Source organism: Microbacterium proteolyticum (genome assembly GCF_030818075.1).
GTDB lineage: Bacteria > Actinomycetota > Actinomycetes > Actinomycetales > Microbacteriaceae > Microbacterium > Microbacterium proteolyticum_A.
This window is the reverse complement of record NZ_JAUSZZ010000001.1, coordinates 3075487-3096619: the sequence shown is the minus strand read 5'-3', so window position 1 is coordinate 3096619 and position 21133 is coordinate 3075487. Positions and strand designations below refer to the sequence as shown.

The 21133-nt window shown below is 68.9% G+C and carries 23 protein-coding genes; 13 read left to right on the top strand and 10 right to left on the bottom strand.

The window, feature by feature from the left end:
* Nucleotides 1-44 precede the first annotated feature (44 nt).
* From QE392_RS14435 to QE392_RS14410, 6 genes are all read left to right on the top strand, one after another.
* Nucleotides 45-1439, top strand: a complete 1395-nt coding sequence (locus QE392_RS14435) for a dipeptidase (protein ID WP_307452946.1) — start codon at nt 45-47, stop codon at nt 1437-1439.
* A 71-nt stretch (nt 1440-1510) separates the two neighbouring features.
* Nucleotides 1511-1876: an iron-sulfur cluster insertion protein ErpA gene (gene erpA / locus QE392_RS14430; RefSeq protein WP_058232406.1), complete on the top strand. Its 366-nt coding sequence runs from the start codon at nt 1511-1513 to the stop codon at nt 1874-1876.
* A 163-nt stretch (nt 1877-2039) separates the two neighbouring features.
* Nucleotides 2040-2921, top strand: a complete 882-nt coding sequence (ctaC, locus tag QE392_RS14425) for an aa3-type cytochrome oxidase subunit II (protein ID WP_307452945.1) — start codon at nt 2040-2042, stop codon at nt 2919-2921.
* Nucleotides 2922-2923: 2 nt separating this feature from the next.
* A complete protein-coding gene (gene ctaD, locus QE392_RS14420; protein ID WP_307452942.1) occupies nt 2924-4687 on the top strand; it encodes an aa3-type cytochrome oxidase subunit I in 1764 nt (587 codons plus the stop codon).
* A 4-nt stretch (nt 4688-4691) separates the two neighbouring features.
* The gene (locus QE392_RS14415) at nt 4692-5108 is read left to right on the top strand and encodes a cytochrome c oxidase subunit 4 (protein WP_307452940.1); all 417 of its coding nucleotides are present in this window, start codon (nt 4692-4694) and stop codon (nt 5106-5108) included.
* 4 nt (nt 5109-5112) lie between these two features.
* A complete protein-coding gene (locus QE392_RS14410; protein ID WP_307452938.1) occupies nt 5113-5904 on the top strand; it encodes a PP2C family protein-serine/threonine phosphatase in 792 nt (263 codons plus the stop codon).
* Nucleotides 5905-6019: 115 nt separating this feature from the next.
* Here QE392_RS14410 and QE392_RS14405 read toward each other — a convergent pair whose 3' ends face one another.
* The 6 genes from QE392_RS14405 to ctaE all read right to left on the bottom strand — a co-directional run bounded on the left by QE392_RS14405 (nt 6020) and on the right by ctaE (nt 12055).
* Entirely contained in the window at nt 6020-6982 is a 963-nt protein-coding gene (locus QE392_RS14405) for an alpha/beta fold hydrolase (protein ID WP_307452936.1), read from the bottom strand.
* Nucleotides 6983-7021: 39 nt separating this feature from the next.
* Nucleotides 7022-7480 (bottom strand): rhodanese-like domain-containing protein, encoded by a 459-nt coding sequence (locus tag QE392_RS14400; protein ID WP_307452934.1) that lies wholly within the window; start codon nt 7478-7480, stop codon nt 7022-7024.
* A gap of 186 nt (nt 7481-7666) precedes the next feature.
* Nucleotides 7667-9499, bottom strand: coding sequence for a cytochrome bc1 complex cytochrome b subunit (qcrB, locus tag QE392_RS14395; protein ID WP_373426480.1), 1833 nt, complete (start codon nt 9497-9499; stop codon nt 7667-7669).
* Nucleotides 9496-10554, bottom strand: coding sequence for a cytochrome bc1 complex Rieske iron-sulfur subunit (gene qcrA, locus QE392_RS14390; protein WP_307452932.1), 1059 nt, complete (start codon nt 10552-10554; stop codon nt 9496-9498). Before qcrA ends, qcrB begins: the two co-directional genes overlap by 4 nt.
* Before the next feature lie 39 nt (nt 10555-10593).
* The gene (gene qcrC, locus QE392_RS14385; protein WP_307452930.1) at nt 10594-11406 is read right to left on the bottom strand and encodes a cytochrome bc1 complex diheme cytochrome c subunit; all 813 of its coding nucleotides are present in this window, start codon (nt 11404-11406) and stop codon (nt 10594-10596) included.
* A 16-nt stretch (nt 11407-11422) separates the two neighbouring features.
* Entirely contained in the window at nt 11423-12055 is a 633-nt protein-coding gene (ctaE, locus tag QE392_RS14380) for an aa3-type cytochrome oxidase subunit III (protein WP_307452928.1), read from the bottom strand.
* A gap of 184 nt (nt 12056-12239) precedes the next feature.
* On the opposite strand from ctaE, the gene trpD reads away from it, so the two are divergent.
* Together trpD and QE392_RS14370 are read left to right on the top strand one after the other, a co-directional pair.
* On the top strand, nt 12240-13301 hold the full coding sequence (gene trpD / locus QE392_RS14375; protein ID WP_307452925.1) for an anthranilate phosphoribosyltransferase: 1062 nt from the start codon (nt 12240-12242) through the stop codon (nt 13299-13301).
* A gap of 3 nt (nt 13302-13304) precedes the next feature.
* Nucleotides 13305-14297 carry a PHP domain-containing protein gene (locus QE392_RS14370; RefSeq protein WP_307452923.1) on the top strand — a complete coding sequence of 331 codons (993 nt, stop codon included), beginning with the start codon at nt 13305-13307 and terminating at the stop codon, nt 14295-14297.
* Between the two features lie 3 nt (nt 14298-14300).
* Here QE392_RS14370 and QE392_RS14365 read toward each other — a convergent pair whose 3' ends face one another.
* Nucleotides 14301-15212 carry a 5'-3' exonuclease gene (locus QE392_RS14365; protein WP_307452921.1) on the bottom strand — a complete coding sequence of 304 codons (912 nt, stop codon included), beginning with the start codon at nt 15210-15212 and terminating at the stop codon, nt 14301-14303.
* A 229-nt stretch (nt 15213-15441) separates the two neighbouring features.
* Between QE392_RS14365 and QE392_RS14360 the strand changes: the two genes are divergently transcribed.
* From QE392_RS14360 to QE392_RS14345, 4 genes are all read left to right on the top strand, one after another.
* A complete protein-coding gene (locus tag QE392_RS14360) occupies nt 15442-15714 on the top strand; it encodes a YchJ family protein (RefSeq protein ID WP_373426479.1) in 273 nt (90 codons plus the stop codon).
* A gap of 104 nt (nt 15715-15818) precedes the next feature.
* Nucleotides 15819-16202 (top strand): PPOX class F420-dependent oxidoreductase, encoded by a 384-nt coding sequence (locus QE392_RS14355; RefSeq protein WP_307452917.1) that lies wholly within the window; start codon nt 15819-15821, stop codon nt 16200-16202.
* 1 nt (nt 16203) lies between these two features.
* The gene (locus QE392_RS14350; protein WP_307452915.1) at nt 16204-16878 is read left to right on the top strand and encodes an SDR family oxidoreductase; all 675 of its coding nucleotides are present in this window, start codon (nt 16204-16206) and stop codon (nt 16876-16878) included.
* Nucleotides 16875-17651, top strand: a complete 777-nt coding sequence (locus tag QE392_RS14345) for an isocitrate lyase/PEP mutase family protein (RefSeq protein ID WP_307452913.1) — start codon at nt 16875-16877, stop codon at nt 17649-17651. The genes QE392_RS14350 and QE392_RS14345 overlap by 4 nt, the downstream gene beginning before the upstream one ends.
* A 334-nt stretch (nt 17652-17985) precedes the next feature.
* Here QE392_RS14345 and QE392_RS14340 read toward each other — a convergent pair whose 3' ends face one another.
* From QE392_RS14340 to QE392_RS14330, 3 genes are all read right to left on the bottom strand, one after another.
* Nucleotides 17986-18639: an LON peptidase substrate-binding domain-containing protein gene (locus tag QE392_RS14340; RefSeq protein ID WP_307452912.1), complete on the bottom strand. Its 654-nt coding sequence runs from the start codon at nt 18637-18639 to the stop codon at nt 17986-17988.
* Nucleotides 18640-18702: 63 nt separating this feature from the next.
* Nucleotides 18703-19758 (bottom strand): FUSC family protein, encoded by a 1056-nt coding sequence (locus QE392_RS14335; RefSeq protein WP_307452910.1) that lies wholly within the window; start codon nt 19756-19758, stop codon nt 18703-18705.
* 2 nt (nt 19759-19760) lie between these two features.
* Nucleotides 19761-20129, bottom strand: a complete 369-nt coding sequence (locus QE392_RS14330) for a winged helix-turn-helix transcriptional regulator (protein WP_307452908.1) — start codon at nt 20127-20129, stop codon at nt 19761-19763.
* 93 nt (nt 20130-20222) lie between these two features.
* Here QE392_RS14330 and QE392_RS14325 point away from each other — a divergent pair, with 93 nt between their 5' ends.
* Complete coding sequence (locus QE392_RS14325; RefSeq protein WP_307452906.1) at nt 20223-21083, top strand: SDR family oxidoreductase; 861 nt, start codon at nt 20223-20225, stop codon at nt 21081-21083.
* Nucleotides 21084-21133: the final 50 nt, after the last annotated feature.

Below are 21133 nucleotides of genomic sequence, written 5' to 3'. Positions count from 1 at the left end.
GAAACCTCGAGAGCTCGCTGATGGGGAGATTTAAGATTACCCGTATGACCCTCGACCTGTCCCGGCAGGAGGCTGTGCAGAACGCAGCCGACGCCGGTGTTCCCGCCGCCCTCGCCGATCTCGGCTCGCTCGTGCGCATCCCCTCGATCGCCTGGCCCGCCTTCGACCAGTCCGCCCTGGTGAGAAGCGCCGACGCCGTCGCGGCCCTCCTCGAGGGCACGGGCGTCTTCGACACCGTGAAGGTCGCGCGGGCCGCCATCCCCGGCACCGACGAGATGGGTCAGCCTGCCGTCCTGGCATCGCGCGCCGCGCGCAATGGACGTCCGACGGTGCTGCTCTACGCCCACCACGACGTGCAGCCTCCCGGCGACGAGTCGCTGTGGGACTCCCCGCCGTTCCAGCCGACGGTGCGCGACGGTCGGCTCTACGGTCGCGGCGCCGCCGATGACAAGGCGGGCGTCATGGCGCACGTCGGCGCGATCCGCGCGGTCGCCGAGGTGCTCGGCGATGATCTCGATCTCGGTCTCGCCGTCTTCATCGAGGGGGAGGAGGAGTTCGGCTCCCGCTCGTTCGCGCAGTTCCTCGCCGACAATGCCGATGTGCTCCGCTCCGACGTCATCGTCGTGGCCGACTCCGGCAACTGGGACGAGCGGACCCCCGGCCTCACGGTGTCGCTGCGCGGCAACGCCCGGTTCACGCTGACGGTGCGCACCCTCGCACACGCGTCGCACTCCGGCATGATGGGCGGCGCGGTCCCGGATGCCATGCTCGCCACGGTGAAACTGCTCGCGACTCTGTGGGACGTCGACGGCGCGGTCGCCGTCGAGGGCCTCGCCGTGCGCGACGCCGAGACTCCCGCCTACGACGAGACCACCCTGCGGGCGGAGTCGGGTCTGCTCGACGATGTCAGTCCCATCGGGCGCGACTCGATCCTCAGCCGCATCTGGAACAAGCCGGCCATCACGATCACCGGCTGGGACGCCACGCCCGTGGCGTCGGCATCCAACACCCTCGCTCCCGAGACGCGCGTCGTCATCAGCGCGCGCGTCGCGCCCGGTCAGGATGCCGAGGAGGCCTTCGCCGCGGTCGAGAAGCACCTGCGCGCTCACGCGCCGTTCGGGGCGCAGCTGGAGTTCAGCGACGTCGACTGCGGCGACTCGTTCCTGGTCGACACCAGCGGATGGGCCGTCGAGGAGGCCCGGGCGGCCTTCGCAGACGGATACGGCGTCGAATCGGTGGACGTCGGGGTCGGGGGGTCCATCCCCTTCATCGCCGACCTCGTCCGGGAGTTCCCGGCGGCTCAGATCCTCGTCACGGGGGTGGAGGACCCGCACGCACGAGCCCACAGCCCGAACGAGTCCTTGCATCTCGCCACGTTCCGCAACGCACTGGTCTCCGAGGCCCTGCTGCTCGCCCGGCTGAACGAACGCACCGTCTGACAGACCCACGGGCGCGGGATCGGCGTAGACTCGGTTCGTCCACGCGACCGATCAACCCGAAGGGCATCGCCATGACCGACACCACTCTGTCGTCCTCCGCCGAGACCCGTGAGCACGGCGTGGGCCTGACCGCCGCCGCCTCCGACAAGGTCAAGAGCCTGCTGTCGCAGGAAGGCCGCGACGACCTCCGCCTGCGTGTGGCCGTGCAGCCGGGCGGATGCTCGGGACTCATCTACCAGCTCTACTTCGACGAGCGGTACCTCGACGGCGACAAGGTCGTCGACTTCGACGGCGTCGAGGTCATCGTCGACGACATGAGCGTGCCGTACCTCGACGGTGCGAGCATCGATTTCAAGGACACGATCTCGGAGCAGGGCTTCACGATCGACAACCCCAACGCGCAGGGATCCTGCGCCTGCGGCGACAGCTTCCACTGAGTTCGCACGCCGTTCGAGCGCCTCTCCGGGAACCCCCGGGACCACGGAACACACCGTGGAACCCGGGGGTTCTCGATGTCTCGGCACTGGACGAATGGCCTGAGAACCGTGAGAGGTTGCCGTAGACTGTCAAAGCTTCATCCACGACCCGGAAAGGTGCATTGTGCCCTCCAAACGTCGCCTCCGTTGGGCAGCGCTCCCTCTCGGGATCGCCTCCGTCGCACTCCTCTCGGGCTGCACCACGACCCAGCTGCACGGATTCCTGCCCGGCTTCGTCGATGACGGCACACCCGCCACGAACCACACCGACATGGTCGCCGGTCTCTGGGTCAACTCGTGGATCGTGCTCCTCGCCGTGGGCGTCATCACGTGGGGCCTCATGCTGTGGTCCGTCATCGCGTACCGCCGCCGCAAGGGCCAGTCGGGCCTTCCGGTCCAGCTGCGCTACAACATGCCGATCGAGATCTTCTACACGATCGTCCCGCTCATCCTGGTCGTCGGCTTCTTCGCGTTCACGGCGCGCGACCAGAACGCGCTCGAGACGCAGTACGACGACCCCGACGTGTCGATCACGGCGTACGGCAAGCAGTGGGCCTGGGACTTCCAGTACAACGGCGAAGAGGAAGACAACTCCGACGCCGTGTACTCCATGGGGGTGCAGGCGATCGCCACCTCCGACGGGTACGACCTTGATGACGTGCCCACGCTCTACCTGCCGGTGAACAAGACGGTGAAGATCGACCTCCGCTCGCGCGACGTCATCCACTCGTTCTGGATCATCGACTTCCTCTACAAGAAAGACATGTACATCGGCCGCGACAACGAGTGGTCGTTCACGCCCACTCGCGAGGGCACGTACGAAGGCAAGTGCGCGGAGCTGTGCGGCGAGTACCACTCCGCCATGCTCTTCAACGTCAAGGTCGTCAGCGAGGCCGAGTACGAGGACTACCTCGACTCCCTGCGCCGCGCCGGCGATGTGGGTGACATCAGCGACCTGTCTCGTCTGCAGAACCTGACGACGACCGGTACCGAAGGGAACGAGTGATCATGGCCACGACGCTTCCGCTCCAGGGGACAGGGCCCTCGCGGCCCACGACTCTCCCGCCGCGTCAAGCCGCACTGCTGAGCACCACGCGTGTCGAGCAGAAGGGCAACCTGGTCGTCAAGTGGATCACGTCCACCGACCACAAGACGATCGGGTACATGTACCTCATCGCCTCCGTCCTGTTCTTCATGCTCGGCGGCGTGATGGCGCTGATCATCCGCGCCGAGCTCTTCGAGCCCGGCATGCAGATCATCCCGACCAAAGAGCAGTACAACCAGCTGTTCACCATGCACGGCACGGTCATGCTGCTCATGTTCGCGACGCCGCTCTTCGCCGGATTCGCCAACGCGCTGCTGCCGCTGCAGATCGGTGCTCCCGACGTGGCGTTCCCGCGCCTGAACGCGTTCGCGTTCTGGCTCTTCCTCTTCGGCTCCACGATCGCCGTCTCCGGCTTCCTCACGCCGCAGGGCGCGGCGGGCTTCGGCTGGTTCGCGTATCAGCCGCTGGCCAACGCGAGCTTCTCGCCGGGCGTCGGTGGAAACCTGTGGATGCTGGGCCTCGGCATCAGCGGCTTCGGCACGATCCTCGGTGCGGTGAACTTCATCACCACCGTGCTGACGATGCGCGCCCCCGGTATGACCATGTGGCGCATGCCGATCTTCTCGTGGAACACCCTCATCACGAGCATCCTGATCCTGCTCGCCTTCCCGGTCCTCGCTGCCGCGATCTTCGCCGCCGCCGCCGACCGTGTGCTGGGCGCGCACATCTACAGCCCCGAGAACGGCGGTGTCCTGCTGTGGCAGCACCTGTTCTGGTTCTTCGGTCACCCCGAGGTGTACATCATCGCGCTGCCGTTCTTCGGCATCGTGTCGGAGATCTTCCCGGTCTTCAGCCGTAAGCCGATCTTCGGCTACAAGACGCTGGTCTACGCCACCATCGCCATCGCGGCGCTCTCGGTCGCCGTGTGGGCTCACCACATGTACGTCACCGGTGGCGTGCTGCTGCCCTTCTTCGCCCTGATGACGATGCTCATCGCGGTGCCGACGGGTGTGAAGATCTTCAACTGGATCGGAACGCTGTGGCGCGGATCCGTCACGTTCGAGACGCCCATGGTGTTCGCCCTCGGCTTCCTCGTGTCGTTCGTCTTCGGTGGCCTGACCGGCGTCATCCTGGCGTCGCCGCCGCTGGACTTCCACCTGTCCGACTCGTACTTCGTCGTCGCGCACTTCCACTACGTCGTGTTCGGAACCGTCGTGTTCGCGATGTTCGCCGGGTTCTACTTCTGGTGGCCCAAGTGGACGGGCAAGATGCTCAACGAGCGCCTCGGCATGGTCCACTTCTGGTTCCTGTTCATCGGCTTCCACATGACGTTCCTCATCCAGCACTGGCTGGGCGTCGACGGCATGGTGCGCCGCTACGCCGACTACGCTGCCGCTGACGGCTGGGCATGGGAGAACCAGCTGTCGACGGTCGGCTCGATGATCCTCGGTGCATCGATGATCCCGTTCCTGCTGAACGTGTGGATCACGGCGCGCAAGGCTCCGCGCGTGACGGTCGATGACCCCTGGGGCTACGGTGCGTCGCTCGAGTGGGCCACGTCGTGCCCGCCCCCGCGCCACAACTTCACCTCCATCCCGCGTATCCGGAGCGAGCGCCCCGCGTTCGACCTGAACCACCCCGAGGCCGGCATCCCGGTCGGTGTGGGACCGGCGAAGGACGCCCCCGAGGCGCCCGTGGTGGATGCCGCTGACGGAGAGGTCAAGTAAGACGATGCGTACCAACGTCAACCTGTGGTGGATCCTCGCGGTCTTCTCGTTCCTGGTCGCGGCGGTGTACACCGTCTGGAGCCTGCTGCAGCACGGTGGAGTCGAGTGGGTCGGCACGGTCGCCCTGGCATTCCTGGGCCTCATGTCCACGATGATCGCCTTCTACATCGGGCGCGTCCTCAAGGCGCAGCGCGGTGAGCTGCCCGAAGACACCCTGACCGCCGACATCGACGACGGCGATCCCGAGATGGGCGAGTTCAGCCCGTGGTCGTGGTGGCCGATCGTGCTTGCCGCCTCGGCGGCGATCGCCATGATCGGTCTCGCCGTGGGTACGTGGCTCGTCCCCGTCGGTTTCGCGGTCTTCGTGGTCGCCATCGTCGGTTGGGTGTACGAGTACTACCGCGGGTACTTCGCGCGCTGATCCCGTGCCCGTTCGGCTCATCACGGCCGCCGTCTCCGATGCCGGCGCCCACCGTCCCACCAACCAGGACGCCGCCTTCGCGGCGTCCTGGGGTGCGGCGGTGGCAGACGGCGTGGGAGGAGGGCCGTCCGGCGACCTCGCCTCCGCGGCTCTCGTCCACCGTCTCGTCGCGACACGGGGTGGGGGGCTGGATGCCGATGGCCTCCTGGTGCGCATCCGCGAGGCCAACTGGGACATCCGCGCCCACGTCGAACGTGACCCGGCCCTCGAGGGCATGGCGACGACTTTCACGGGGATCTTCCTGAGCACGACCGGTGAGCTCTTGCTCGCGCACACGGGCGACTCTCGTGCGTACCTGCTCCGAGACGGCGAGTTCTCGCGCGAGACCCGAGACGACTCCTACGTTCAGGCTCTGGTGGACCACGGCATCATCCCTCCGGAGGCGGCCGCGGCTCACCCGCGACGCAACATCATCACGGCGTCCCTCGGCGGCGCCGAAGGCGACGTCGTCTCGGTCGCCGAGCGGCCGCCGCGCGTCGGCGACCGCTGGGTGCTCTGCAGCGACGGACTCACCGACTACGTCCCCGAGTCCGACGTCGCCCGCCTCGTGGCCGAGGCATCCGATCCGCGTTCGGCGGCGGCTGCGGCGGTGGCGCTGGCGCTCGAGGCGGGAACGCGCGACAACGTGACGGTCGTCGTCTGCGATGTCGTCGATGACGACGACACCTCCACGACGGATCCGGTGTTCTTCGGATCGGCCGCGCGCTGGTTCACCGAGGACGTCGAAACAGCCTGACCTCTGCCTCTGCGGTGTGAGCACGATCCCGTGCGGCGTCGCCGGAGGAGCGAGGCACGTCGCATGCGTGAAGGACACTCTCTTTCCGTTCGCGGCGCGCACGCGCTCCGGCGCGTCAGCCCGCGCTCTCTCCTCGTGCGTCGCGTGCGAACGCGTCCATCGCGAGCCCGGCGAGCTCGGCGCTTCTCGGTCCGCCGTGCCCGTCTTCCTCGACGATCTCGAGACGACTGCCGGGCCACGACCGGTGCAGCTGCCAGGCGGTCAGAGCCGGCCCGCTGATGTCGCGTCGTCCGTGCACGAGCACGCCCGGGATCGGTGCGAGGGCTCCAGCCCGGGGGAGTACCGCCCGTGCGCCCGGGAGGAAGCAGTCGCGAGCCCAGTAGTGCGTCGCGAGCGTGGCGAAGTTGAGGCGGTGCCGTGGCTCGGCGTGGAGGGGACCCGGTTTCGCGTGGGGCCCGAGGGAGATGTGCGTCGCTTCCCATGCGTCCCATCGGTCGCCCGCGTCGACGCGGACCTGCGAGTCCGGGTCCGTGAGCAGGCGCGCGTACCCCTCGATGGTGCGTTCTTCCGGTCGGAGCGGCTCCCGCAGCGTTTTATATGCCTCGGGGAACACCGGCGCGATCCCGTCGGTGATCCAGTCGATCTCCCACCGGCTACCGGTGGTGACGGCGAGAGCGACGATGTCCGTCACGCGCTCGGGGTGTGCGAGCGCATAAGCGAGTGCCAGGGTGGATCCCCACGAGACGCCGTGCAGCAACCACCTGTCGATGTGCAGGTGCTCGCGAAGGGCTTCCACGTCGTCAAGGAGATGATCCATGGTCTGTGTCTGCAGACTCGCGAGATCGTCACAGGCCCAGGGAGTGCTTCGTCCGCATCCTCGCTGATCCAGACCCACGATCAAGTGAAGGTCGGGGTCGAATCGGCGCCGGTACCCACCCGTCCCGAGTCCTCCACCGGGGCCACCGTGCAGGTAGAGCGCCGGCCGACCCGTGGGATTTCCCGAGGTCTCCCAGTACAGACGTGCGCCATCGGGACGGGACAGGAAGCCCGTCGCGAACGGCTGAAGGGGAGGGTGCATCGTCGAGAGCCTACGCCCGGACGGCAGCACCCCACGACCTCACCCTTGCGCGCTGCCGTCGGCGCATCGACCGGGGAGCAGCTCTGGCGACGCGCGGTGCGCGACCATCACGGTGGGATCGTAGACGCGCTGGCACGGACCCTCGTCGTTCTCGAAGGGCTGTCCTTCGCGCACCCAGTATTCGTACCCGCCGATCATCTCCCTGACGGTGTAGCCGAGCTGGGCGAAGGCGACAGCGCCCTTCTGCCCGGCATTGCACCCCGGACTCCAGCAATAGACGACGACGGGGATGTCCCGGTCCAACTCGCGAGGCGCTCGTTCGGCGATCTCTCGATACGGCATGTGGACGGCACCGGTGATCCGCCCCTGTGCCCAGGCCTCTGCGCCGCGGACGTCGACGAGCACGAACGCATCACCGCTCTTCTGAGCGGCGTACACGTCGGAAGGGTCTGTTTCGAACGCGAGTCGGGCCTGGAAGTACGCGAGGGCATCGGTCATGTCCCCACGTTAGGAGACTCTCTGGTGCCCAGGAGCGGTCAGGATGCCATGATGCCGCGGCATCCTGCCAGAGCGTAACGGGCACGTCTCCCGGTCCAACTCGCTCGCTCCGGTGTCGGGCGCGGCGAGGCCGGGAATCGACGAAGCCCCGGTGCCATGGGCACCGGGGCTTCGTCGATGGGACTGTCAGCTCTTGTCGCGGCTCGAGTCGTTGAGACCCCGCGGAGCCGGGAACTCGACCTCGACACGTTCGCCTACCGCGTTGCGCGGACGACCGTCCTCGTCGGCGCGCGCATCGGCGCCGGCGATCTCGTCGGCCTCCTCGTGCGCGATGTGGTCGATCTCGTGGTGCTGGTGCGCGACCGCCGCATCGATCTCGGCCTGCGTGAGCGGGGCGAGACGGTCCTCGAAGAACCACCGGGACACCGAGGCGCGAACGTTCTCGTGCCAGGGGATCTGGCCCTTCTCGTTCGGGCGGACGACGAGCGGCTCGTAGGTCTCGTTGTCCACGAGCTTCCAGCGCTCGTATTCGTCGACCGGCTGGTGGACCTCGATGTACTCGCCCCCGGGGAGACGCACGATACGGCCCGACTCGTACCCGTGGAGGGCGATCTCGCGGTCCTTCTTCTGCAGCGCGATGCAGATGCGCTTGGTGACGAAGTACGCGAAGATCGGGCCCAGGATCAGCAGGGCCTGCAGGGCGTGGATGACGCCCTCCATCGTGAGGTGGAAGTGCGTGGCGATGATGTCCGACGAGGCGGCCGCCCACATCACGGCGTAGAACGTCACCCCGGCCGCACCGATCGCGGTCCGCGTCGCGGCGTTGCGCGGACGCTGGGCGATGTGGTGCTCGCGCTTGTCACCGGTGACCCACGCCTCGATGAACGGGTAGACGAGCACCAGGACGATGAACAGACCGAGCACGGCGACCGGGAAGATGATGTTCCACGACCAGGTGTGGCCCCACAGCACGAACTCGAGGTGCGGCGGTACGAGGCGCAGCGCGCCGTCGGCGAAGCCGATGTACCAGTCCGGCTGCGTACCGGCCGAGACGGGGGAGGGGTCGTAGGGTCCGTAGTTCCAGATCGGGTTGATCGTCACCAGTGCGGCGATCAAGACGATGACACCGAACGTGATGAAGAAGAAGCCACCCATCTTCGAGGCGTACACCGGCAGCATCGGGTAGCCCACGACGTTGCTGTTCGTGCGGGCCGGGCCGGCGAACTGCGTGTGCTTGTTGATGATCATCAGCATGAGGTGCACAGCCAGCAGCGCGACGAGGATCGCCGGCAGCAGAAGGATGTGCAGGGTGTACAGGCGTCCGACGATCGCCGTGCCGGGGAACTCTCCGCCGAACAGGAGGAACGAGGTCCACGTTCCGATGATCGGCAGACCCTTGATCATGCCGTCGATGATGCGGAGACCGTTGCCCGAGAGCAGGTCGTCGGGAAGCGAGTAGCCGGTGAAGCCCTCTGCCATCGCGAGGATGAAGAGGATGAATCCGACCACCCAGTTGAGCTCGCGCGGCTTGCGGAAGGCTCCCGTGAAGAACACTCGGAGCATGTGCACGCCGATACCGGCGACGAAGACCAGCGCCGCCCAGTGGTGGATCTGGCGCACGAGCAGACCGCCGCGCAGATCGAACGAGATGTGCAGTGCCGACTCCATGGCCGCGGACATCGCGATGCCGCGCATGGGCTCATAGGCGCCGTCGTAGTGAGTCTCCACCATCGACGCCTGGAAGAAAAAGGTCAGGAACGTGCCCGACAGCAGCACGACGACGAAGCTCCACAGCGCGATCTCGCCGAGCATGAACGACCAGTGGTCGGGGAAGACCTTGCGGCCGAGCTCCTTGACGATGCCCGACATGCTGGTGCGCTCGTCCATGTAGTTGGCCGCTGCGCCGACGAAGCGACCGCCGAGCGGTTTGCCGTCGCGACCGGCCGGGGCCTGCGGCGGCCCCGAGTAGACGGCCGGTTCGGTGGTGACGTTCTCGGTGGGGTGAGTACCGGTGCTCATGAGCGCTCCCAGAAGCTGGGGCCGACGGGCTCGAGGAAGTCACTCTGGGCGACGAGGTAACCCTCGGCGTCGACGGTGATGGGGAGCTGCGGCAGGGGACGGGCCGCCGGGCCGAAGATGACGGCCGCACCATTGGCGACGTCGAACTGCGACTGGTGGCAGGGGCACAGAAGGTGGTGGGTCTGCTGCTCGTAGAGGGCCACGGGGCAGCCGACGTGCGTGCAGACCTTGGAGTACGCGACGATGCCGTCGTACGACCAGTCGAGGTTGTTGGTCTCGGGGTTGAGCTGCTCGGGCTGCATGCGCATCAGCAGCACGATGGCCTTTGCCTTCTCTTCGAGGTAGCCCTCGTCGTGGCCCAGGCCCGCGAGTTCTTCCGGGATGACGTGGAAGGCGGAGCCGAGGGTCACGTCGGCGGCACGGATGGGACGCCCGGAGGGGTCGTGCGACAGGCGCATCCCCTCTTTCCACATCGTGTGGCTCAGCAGCGTCACCGGGTTCTGATCCTGCGGCGCGAGGCCGCGGAAGAGGGTGATGCCGGGGATGATCGAGGCGGCCAGAGCGGCGAACATCGAGTTGCGGATGATCTCGCGACGACCGAAGCCGGAGTCCTTGTCGGCCTCGGCGAAGACGTTGACCGCACCCTCGCGGACCTCGTCGCGACCGCGTGTCGCGTGACGGTCCTCGATGTACTCCTTGTCGGACATGACCGACTTGCCCCAGTGGATGGTGCCGATGCCGATCGCGAGCAGCGCGAAGGCGATGCCGAGTCCGATGAAGAGGTTGTTGTAGCGGATGTCGATCATCGAACCCGACTCGATCGGGAAGATCATGTAGGCGATGCTCGCGAAGATGCTCGCCGCGACGGAGACGTAGAACAGGGTGTAGACCGTGCGGACCGCACGTTTCATCTCCTGCGGGTCCTTGTCGGTCATCCGCTGGCGGTGACCGGGAAGACCGGGGTTCTGCGCGGCGTCGGGAACCGCGACGGCGAGCCCCGAGCCGGGCTTCCAGGAAGCCCTCCCGTGCTCGAGTGCGTCGTCCTCGTGTGCCATGGTGCTCCTCGTGCGTTTACGTTTTGTCGAAGACGACGGTCAGTTGGACTTCGCCGTGATCCACACGGTCAGGGCGATGAGTGCCCCGATACCGAAGATCCAGATGAACAGACCCTCCGAGACCGGACCCAGCGACCCGAGGGCGTAACCACCGGGAGAGTCGGTCTTCTGCAGGTACATCAGGTACGAGATGACGTCGCGCTTGTCTTCGGGGGTGAGGTTGAGGTCGTTGAAGACCGGCATGTTCTGCGGACCGGTCACCATGGCCGCGTACATGTTGACGGGGCTGACGGTGTGCAGATCCGGGGCCCACTTGCCCTCGGTCAGCGCGCCACCGGCGCCGGCGACGTTGTGGCACATGGCGCAGTTGATGCGGAAGAGCTCGGCGCCGTGCGCGAGGTCGCCCTCGCCGTCGACCAGCTCTTCCGTCGGGTACTGGGGCCCGGGCGCCGAGGCCTGGACGTACGCGGCGATCGCATTGATCTGCTCGTCGGTGAACTGCACGGGCTTGACCGGTGCCTGCGGGCCCTGCGCCTGCAGCGGCATGCGGCCGGTCGACACCTGGAAGTGCACCGACAGTTCACCGACGCCGAACAGCGACGGACCCTGCTGGCTGCCTTCGAGGTCGAGACCGTGGCACGTGGCGCAATTGGCCTGGAACAGCTTCTCGCCCTCTTCGACCGTGGTCGCGGAGTTCGCCTCGCTGACGGGAGTCGTGGAGGTGGCGGCCATCGCGGCCGAGGCGCCGGCGTAGACGCCTCCGGTCAGGAGGAGTCCGATGCCGATCAGCGCGGCGGCGGCCAAGGGGCTACGACGCCCGGACGCCCGACGAGTCTTCTTCTCGCGTGCCATGTGGAGTACAGCTCTCTTACTTGAGGAAGTAGATGACGAAGAACAGGGCGATCCAGACCACGTCGACGAAGTGCCAGTAGTAGGACACGACGATCGAGGTGGTCATCTCTTTCCGGCCGAAGTTCTTCACGGCGTAGGCGCGACCGATCACGAGCAGGAAGGCGATGAGGCCACCCGTCACGTGCAGGGCGTGGAAGCCGGTGGTGAGGTAGAAGGCCGAGGCGTAGGGGTTGGCATCGATGGGCATGCCCTCCGCCACCAGCGTCGCGTACTCCCACACCTGACCGGACACGAAGACCGCGCCGAGGATGAAGGTGAGGTAGAACCACTCGACCATTCCCCAGCGGCGCCAGAAGCTGTTCGTCTTGACCGTGTACGGCTGGTACCGCTCGGCGGCGAAGACGCCCATCTGGCACGTGACCGAGGACAGCACCAGGATGACGGTGTTGACGGTCGCGAAGGGGACATTGAGCAGCTGGGTCTCTTCGGCCCAGAGGGAGGCGGAGGTGCTGCGCAGGGTGAAGTAGATCGCGAACAGGCCGGCGAAGAACATGACCTCGCTGCCCAGCCACACGATCGTGCCCACGGCGACCGGGTCGGGTCGCTTCACGGCACGCACGGCCTGGGAATACGTCGCTGAGGTCGTCACCGTTCCATTATGCGCGATCCGCGGCCCCGATCATCCCATCCCCAGGATGAGTTATTCCATCGTCGAGACTTAGGGAAGCCTCAGAATTCCCACGGAATCCCCGGTGCGGGGCACGTTCCGTCGAGGTCGACCGAGGCCCGGATCCCGTCGTGGCGCGACGACACGCGTGTGAAAGGATCGTGGCATGGCGGAACGCTTCACTTGGCCCGATCTGCTCACCTCTCTGCTCGCCGGCGACGACCTCAGCGTGTCGGAGTCGACGTGGGCGATGAGGCGGGTCATGGCGGGCCAGGCGACACCCTCTCAGCTCGCGGCGTTCCTCATCGCCCTTCGCGCGAAGGGAGAGACGGTCGAGGAGATCGTCGGGTTCCGCGACGCCATTCTCGAAGCCGCCGTTCCGCTGCCCGTGAGCCCTGACGTGCTCGACATCGTGGGAACGGGAGGCGACCGGTTCGGCACCGTGAACGTGTCGACAACCGCGGCGATCGTCGCGGCGGCATCCGGGGTGCCCGTGGTCAAGCACGGCAACCGTGCGGCGAGCTCTGCCTCGGGTTCCTCCGACGTGTTGTCGGCGCTCGGAATCGCTCTCACCCTCGCGCCCGAGAAGGTGGCCGAGACGCTCGACCGCACGGGGATCACGTTCGCCTTCGCCGCCGCTTTCCACCCGGGGTTCAAGCACGCCGCCACGACGCGTTCCGAGCTGGGCGTGCCGACGGTGTTCAACTTCCTCGGGCCCCTGTGCAACCCGGCCCGTGCCGAGGCCAACGCCGTCGGTGTGGCGCACCTCGACCGGGTGCCGCTCATCACCGGAGTCTTCCGCACCCGGGGGGCGACGGCCCTGGTGTTCCGCGGCGACGACGGTCTCGACGAACTGACCACGACCGGGCACAGCCGCCTGTGGGAGATCAGCCGGGGCGACGTGCACGAGCACGATCTGGATCCGCGGGATCTCGGCATCCCGCTCGCCGACATGGACGATCTGCTCGGCGGCTCGCCGGACCACAACGCCGGTGTCGTGCGGCGCGTTCTCGGGGGCGAGGAGGGGCCGGTGCGCGACATCGTGCTGCTCAACGCCGCGGCCGGACTGGTGTCGTACCGGCTGTTCCAGGATGCCGCCGAGGTGCAGCGTCCGATCCTCGAGCGTCTCGCCGAGGCGATGACCGACGCCGCCGCCGCGATCGACGACGGGCGCGCCACGGCGAAGCTCGATGCGTGGGTGCACGCCTCGCAAGACCTGGCGGAGTAGGCCGTGGACCCGCTCGACGCCCTCACCGAGATCGCGTACCTGCTCGAGCGGGAGAGGTCGTCACGCTACAAGTCGAAGGCGTTCCGTACCGCCGCCGCGGCGATCGAGGGCCTGAGCGCGGACGAACTGCGCGACCCCGGCCTGCGGCGCCGGTCCGGCATCGGCGAGTCGACGTTCGCCGTCATCCAGCAGGCTCTGGCGGGCGAGGTGCCGGAGCGGCTCGCGAAGCTGCGCGCGGAATCGGCTCCCGTCGGCGGAGCGGAGCTGCGCGCACAGTTGCGGGGCGATCTGCACAGTCACAGCGAGTGGTCCGACGGGCTGACGCCGATCGACGCGATGGTCGAGGCGGCGCGCGCTCTGGGCCACGAGTACCTCGCGCTGACCGATCACTCGCCGCGGCTGACGGTGGCGAACGGCCTCTCGCCTGAGCGCCTCCGTGCGCAGATGGAGATCGTGCGCGGACACCGGGGAGACGGGTTCACGCTGCTCACCGGCATCGAGGTCGACATCCTCGACGACGGCGGCCTCGACCAGCAAGACGGGTTGCTCCGCGAACTCGATGTGGTCGTGGCATCCGCTCACTCGAAGCTGCGGATGGAGCGCGGGCCGATGACGCGCCGTCTCGTCGCAGCCGCGCAGGACGCGCGGGTCGACGTGCTGGGGCACGTGACCGGACGACTCGTGGAGGGCGCGCGGGGAACGCGTCCGCCCTCGACGTTCGATGCCGGTGAGGTGTTCTCGGCGTGCGCCGCCTCGGGGGTGGCGGTGGAGATCAACTCGCGTCCCGAGCGGCAGGATCCACCCGACGAGCTGCTGGCCATGGCGATCGAGGCGGGCTGCCTGTTCTCGATCGACTCGGACGCGCACGCGCCAGGCCAGCTCTCGCTGCTGGACTACGGCGCCGCGCGCGCCGAGGCGCTGGGCGTTCCCGCCGAACGGATCGTCACGACGTGGACGCTCGAGAAGCTCCGGGCGTGGCTGACGCGGTCGCGCTGACGTTCAGTGCGGGAGCGCGGCGAGCGCCCGCGTCATCGATGACCCCAGGTTGATGCGGTCGGCCAGCTCCGCCGCCCCCGTCGCGTCGGCACGGCCGAGGCGGTCGTCGAACGGGCCGAGGTCGAGGTTGCGCGCGACGTTCACGACGGTGGGCGCGACGTCGAGGTAGTCGGCTGCGGCGGTGATCTTCGCGCGCTGCGCGGGAGTCCCCGCCGTCCCGTCGGCGGCGGCGGAGCGGATGCCGTCGAGCGAGCCGCACGCGCCCAGCAGCGTCGCCGCGGACTTCTCGCCGATGCCCGCCACCCCGGGGAGGCCGTCGGAGGGGTCGCCGCGGAGAACCGCGAAGTCGGCGTACTGCCGCGCGTGCACGCCGTACTTGGCGACCACGGCCGCGTCGTCCACGAGCTCGAGGTTGCTCATCCCTCGCGCCGTGTAGATGACGCGGACGCCGCGTTCGTCGTCGACGAGCTGGAAGAGGTCGCGGTCGCCGGTGACGATGTCGACGGGCACGTCGGCGCGGGTGGCCAGGGTGCCGATGACGTCGTCGGCCTCGTGCTCGGCGGCGCCCACGATCGGGATGCCGAGCACGGAGAGGGCCTCGCGGATGAGGGGGATCTGCGCCTCGAGGGGGTCGGGTACCTCTTCGACGTCGGTCCCGGCGGGCACGGCTTGAACGACGCGGTGCGCCTTGTAGCTGGGGAGCAGATCGACGCGCCACGCCGGACGCCAGTCGTCGTCCCAGCACGCGACGAGCCGGGTCGGCTCGTAGGTCGTGACGAGTTTCGCGATCATGTCGAGCAGACCGCGCACGGCGTTCACCGAGGTGCCGTCGGGCGCCTTCACCTTGTCGGGGACGCCGTAGAAGGCGCGGAAGTACAGCGACGCGGTGTCGAGGAGCATGAGGCGGTCGGTCACGTGGTCGATCCTGTCACGGTGGTGGCGGCGACGCCCGCGTGTGCGGTGGCCCGATCGGACCCATCCACCGTGCTCGGTGAGCGACGGCGCGTAGGGTGGCGGGGTGTCTTTCGGCTCGGCATCCGCTCGTCCGTCCTCCCCTGATGCGTGCCCGTGCGGCGGAGGGGCCTTCGGTGACTGCTGCGGCCCGATCCTCGGGGGAGAGCCCGCGCCGAGCGCGGAGCGGCTGATGCGCTCGCGCTACACCGCGTTCGCCGTCGGTGATGCGGCGCACCTGGCGCGGTCGTGGCATCCGCGGACTCGACCGGAGGACATCGTGACCGACGACGGCACTCGATGGGCCGGCCTCGACATCGTCGACGCCGTGGAAGAAGGGGATGCCGCGACCGTCGAGTTCCGCGCGCGGTGGCGTCACGCCGGCGAGGCGGGGGAGCTGCACGAGCGGAGCCGGTTCGTCCGCCGCGCCGGCCGGTGGGTGTACGTCGACGGCGACGTGGACTGACCGGGCGGGCCGGTGTCTTCGCACCGGCGCGGGGCGTCAACCCCGGCGGTCGATGTCGGAGCCCGCGCGTAGGGTCGAGCCCGACCCCGGCGAAAGGACGCTCCATGATCCCCGACGCGCAGCGCGACCTGTTGGAGAACCCGAACTACGGCAGTCTCGGCACCGTGCGCCCCGACGGCACGGTGCAGGTGAATCCGATGTGGTTCGAGTTCGACGGCGAGCACGTCTTGTTCACGCACACCGTGACCCGTCAGAAGTTCCGCAACCTGCAGAAGAACCCGTCGATGAGCCTGATGGTGTTCGACCCCGAGCAGCCCTACCGCTACGTCGAGGTGCGCGGCCGGCTCGTCGAGACGGTGCCCGACCCGGAGGGCGCGTTCTACGTCCGCCTCGGCCAGCGGTACGGCAACGCGCAGCAGGAGGCCCCGCCCGACAGCGCCGACCGGGTCATCCTGAAGATGTCGATCGAGAAGGTCGGGGGCCAGTGACATGGAGCGCATCGTGATCGTCGGGGGCCACGGCAAGGTGGCCCTGCACCTTGCACGTCTGCTCGCCGACCGGGGTGACGAGGCGGTCTCCGTCATCCGCGATCCGGGGCAGTCGGGTGATGTCGAGCAGGCGGGCGCGGCGCCGCTCGTGCTCGACGTCGAAAAGGCCGACGTGGACGATCTCGCCGAGGCTTTCACGGGCGCCGACGCCATCGTGTGGTCGGCGGGCGCCGGCGGCGGCAGTCCCGAGCGCACCTACGCCGTCGACCGCGACGCCGCTCAGCGTGCGGTGGATGCGGCATCGAAGGCCGGCGTCCGACGCTTCGTCATGGTGTCGTGGATCGGCTCGACACCCGACCACGGCTTCGACCCCGACGATTCGTTCTTCCCCTACGCCGATGCCAAACTCGCGGCCGACGACCATCTGCGGGCGAGCGACCTCGACTGGACGATTCTCGGCCCCGGCACCCTCACCCTCGACCCGCCGTCCGGGCGCATCAGCACCGCGCCGCAGGGCAAAGGCGAGGTCTCACGCGCCGACGTCGCAGCCGTCGTCGCGGGGGCGCTCGTGCAGCCCGCGACCATCGGACGCTTCGTGCGGTTCGGTAACGGAGGAACCCTGATCGCGGAAGCCCTCGCCGACGGTCCGAGCGGCGTGGCTAGCGTGGAGGAATGAGCGTACTCAGCGAGAAGGCGCAGGCCTTCGCACAGTTGCACACCGCCCCCGAGATCCTGCGGGTCGTGAACGTCTGGGATGTCATCTCGGCGCGGACGATCGCGGCATTACCCGAGACCAAGGCCCTGGCGACGGCCGGTCATTCGATCGCCGCGACCTTCGGGTATGAAGACGGCGAGAACATCCCCGTCGAGCTCATGCTCGACATGGTGGGGCGTATCGTCGCCGCGGTCGATGTGCCGGTCACCGCCGACCTCGACTCCGGCTTCGGCAACCCCGGTGAGACGACCCGCCGAGCCATCGGCGTGGGTGTGGTCGGCGCCAACGTCGAAGACCGGGTCAAGCCGTTCGCCGAGGCGGTCGCCGCGGTGGAGGCCGTCATCGCGGCCGGTGAGGCCGAGGGCGTGCCGTTCGTGCTGAACGCTCGCACCGATGTCTTCCTCAAGGGCGGCGATCGTCCGCTCGACGACAAAGTCGCGGACGCCATCGAGCGGGGCCGCGCCTTCCTCGATGCCGGTGCCACCTCGGTGTTCGTTCCCGGAAAGCTCGATGCCGACACCACCCGTCGCCTCGTGGAGGGGCTCGGGGACCGGCGGCTGAGCGTCATCGGCGTACCGGGAGCCCTCCCGGCGGCCGAGTACGAGGCGCTCGGCGTCGCCCGCATCTCCTACGGTCCGCAGACCCAGAGGGTCTCTCTGACCGCCCTGCAAGACCTCGCGATCGACCTCTACGGCGACGGCGTGATTCCGTCGACGGTCCGCGAGCTGAACTAGTCGGATGCCGGGGTGCTGCGGCGGACGCGGCGGCGCCCCGGCGCATGAACGGGTCGCTCGGGCAGCGGACCCGGGAGCGCCCTGAGGCATGTGCGGGGCGTCCGGGCGGCGGGTGCGGCGGTGCCCCGGCGGCGCGGAGCGCTCGAGCAGCGGACGCGGCAGCGCCCCGGCGCATGCGCGGGGCGACCGAGCGGCGGGCGCGGTTGTGCTCCGGCGCATGCGCGGGCCGTTCGGGCCGAACGCCCGCGGGGCGACCGGAGCGAGACGGCCGGGTCCCGTCGACGAGCGACGCGTCGTCGGGGGCGGGAATCCGTCCGGCCCCGGGTGGCTATGGTCAGATCTCGTCGTCGGGAGACGCGTCGTCGACCACGATGACCCCGTCGGGGACCGGGTCTCCCAGCAGGGGTTCGGCCGCCAGAGTCAGGTCGATGGTGGCGCGTAGCAATCCCCCCACGGTGGCGGAACGCAGCAACTCCATCTGATCGAGCGCTCCGAGCGGGGCGATGGCGGCGATCTGCCAGGCCCGCGGCAGCGGCTGCTCCGAAAGTTCGACCTCCGGCGCCCACCGGGTGCCGCCGAACTGCTGCGCTTTCCCGAGAACCCGACGCACGATCTTCTCGGCCTCCTCCAGGAGGGGGAGCAGCGCCTCGTTCCACTCCAGGTCGGGCAGCGGTCGGACGTCGGCGCGGGGATAGGGCGCGTCCTCCAGCCACTGGACGATCTCGAAGCGTTCCGTGCCCTGCGCGACCACCTGCATCTGCCCGGCCTGGGGCACGACGTGGCTCAACTGCGCCATCGTCCCCAGGGTGAAACGCTGGTCACCCCCGCCGGTCTCGGTACCGCGCTCGATCAGCACGACGCCGAACGCGGGATCGGTCTCGTCGAGCAATCGCCCCAGCATGACGAGGTAGCGCTCCTCGAAGATCCGCAGCGCCACCGGCGTATGCGGGAAGAGGACGGCCCCGAGGGGGAACATCGCGGTACCCATGCGACCAGTCAAGCAGCGCGCGATGCCGTCGGGGTCGAGGCAGAGCAGATTCGCAGGGCCGCGTTACGCCACGTCGTCGCGCAGCGTCTCGTGCACCCGGTGCAGGTCCATCAGCAACGACCCCACGAGCACCCAGTGCACCGGGGAGGGCGTCTGGATCTGCAGCGGACGCGTCAGCGCCGGCTCCTCGTCGACGGCGCGCGTGGGCCCGGCATCCAAGGCGAACGCGAGGCGCACGTCGTGCGCCGCCCGGTGCAGTTGGTCGGCGATGGCGCGCACGGCCGGTTCGTCGACGATCGAGCTCTCGTAGCCGTCGTACACCGCGCGGGTCATGCCGACCGTCTGCGTCACCACCGGGGTGAAGCGGTCCACCAGGCCGTCCATGGCGGCGAGTTCCGCGCGGTGGCGTCCGCTGCGCGGGTTGAGCGTGAGCGAGTCTGCTCCGTCGCGGATCGCGTCGGCCGCGGCATCCCGAACCGGTCGAAGCAGGCGCGCCTCGAGCAGCAGACCCTCCAGACTCGCCGGGGTCTGCGCGGTCTCGAGGGCATCGGCAAGGCGCTCCATGGCAGCGGCGAGCTCGCGGCCCAGCACCTCGACCTTCGTGCGCGCGGACGGCACCAGCACCGGTGGCACGAGCACCGCGTTGACCACGATGCCGATCGCAGCCCCGATGAGGGTCTCGAGCACGCGGTCCAGCGCGTAATTTGGCGTGGCCGTGCCCAGCGCGAGCACGAGCAGCGCGCTGATGGCGATCTGGTTCGTCGCACCCGGCGAGATGCGCGCCGCCCACGCGACGGCCAACGCGACTCCGGCCGACAGCAGCGCGACCCAGGGCTGCGAACCGAATGCCAGGCCTAGCAGCGCCGCGATGACGACGCCGACGATGACCCCGACGCTGCGTTCGACGGCGCGAGTGAAGGACTGGTTGACGCTCGGTTGCACCACCAGCAGGGCTGCGATGGCGGCGAAGATCGGGGGAGGCCCCTGCACCAGCCAGCCGGCGAGCAGCCAGGCCGCCACGATGGCGATCGCCGACTTCGCCACCTGCAGGAGCGGCACACGTCGCGGCGCGCGTACGGTGACGCTGCTCCGCATCGCACGGAGATCGGGGAGGCGCACGCTCAGGCCTTTCCGCCGACGATGTCGTCGGCGTTGTCGGCGACCCACTCCACGAGCGGGATGAGGCGCGTCATGAGGTCGCGACCGCGGTCGGTGAGGGCGTATTCGACGCGCGGCGGCACTTCGGGGTAGGCGGTTCGGGCGACCAGCCCGTCGCCCTCGAGCGTCTTGAGCGTGCTGGCGAGCATCTTCTCGCTGATACCCGCGACGCTGCGTCGAAGCACGCCCCACCGCTGCGTTCCGTCCGACAGGGCGAGGAGGACGAGCACGCCCCACTTGCCCATGACGTGGTCGAGCACGACACGCGTCGGGCATCCGTCGGAGAAGAGGGCCTGATCGCGACCCCGCAGGTCGGCAAGACTGACGCTCATGTGAGTAGCTAACCAGAAAGTGGGTACCGTCATTCCGGAATGCTGCGCGGTGCCGGCGGTTTCATCGGGCGTGTCCGCTGAAAGGACATCCCCATGACCATCCTCGTCACCGCCGCATCAGGCCACCTCGGCCGCCTCGTCGTCGAAGCCCTCCTCGCCCGCGGCACCGCGGCATCCGACATCGTTGCCGGCGTCCGCACGCCCGCTCGCGTCGACGACCTCGCCGAGCGCGGCATCCGCGTCGTCGAGCTCGACTACACCCGCCCCGACACCCTCGCCCCCGCCTTCGACGGTGTCACCCGGGTGCTCCTCATCTCGGGGACGGATGCCGATCGGGTCGCCGGACACCGCAACGTCGTGGCCGCGGCGCGCGAGGCGGGCGTCGAGCGGCTCGTCTACACCAGTGCCCCGCGCGTCGACGAGGTCGACTACGCCCTCGGTGCCGACCACCTCGCCACGGAGAAGGCCATCGCCGAAGCCGGGTTGTCGGCCACCGTGCTGCGCAACAACTGGTACACGGAGAACTACCTGGATGCCGTGGCCCGCGCCGCCGAGACGGGGGAGATCGTCGCCGCGGTCGGCGATGCGCGGGTCGCGAGCGCCAGCCGGCGCGACTACGCCGAGGCGGCGGCGGTCGCGCTCATCACCGATGACCTCGCGGGGCGGACGCTGGAACTGGGAGGCGACGTGGCGTGGACCTACGACGACCTCGCGGCCGCGGCGAGCGAGGTGCTGGGCCGCGACGTCGCCTACTCGGCGGTGACCCACGAGCAGCTCGTCGCCGGGCTCGAGGCTGCGGGATTGGATGCCGGCACGGCTGCCTTCGTGGCCGGCATCGACGATGCGATCGCCCGTGGTGCGCTGTCGCAGACGGACGGCACGCTCGCTCGCGTCATCGGGCGTCCGACCACGCCGCTGGCGGCCGGCCTGCGCGAGGGTCTCGCCGCCCGCTGACGCCCGCGCGTGAGGCGCCAGAATGTGTCGCTGGGAACCTCTCGGAGGCG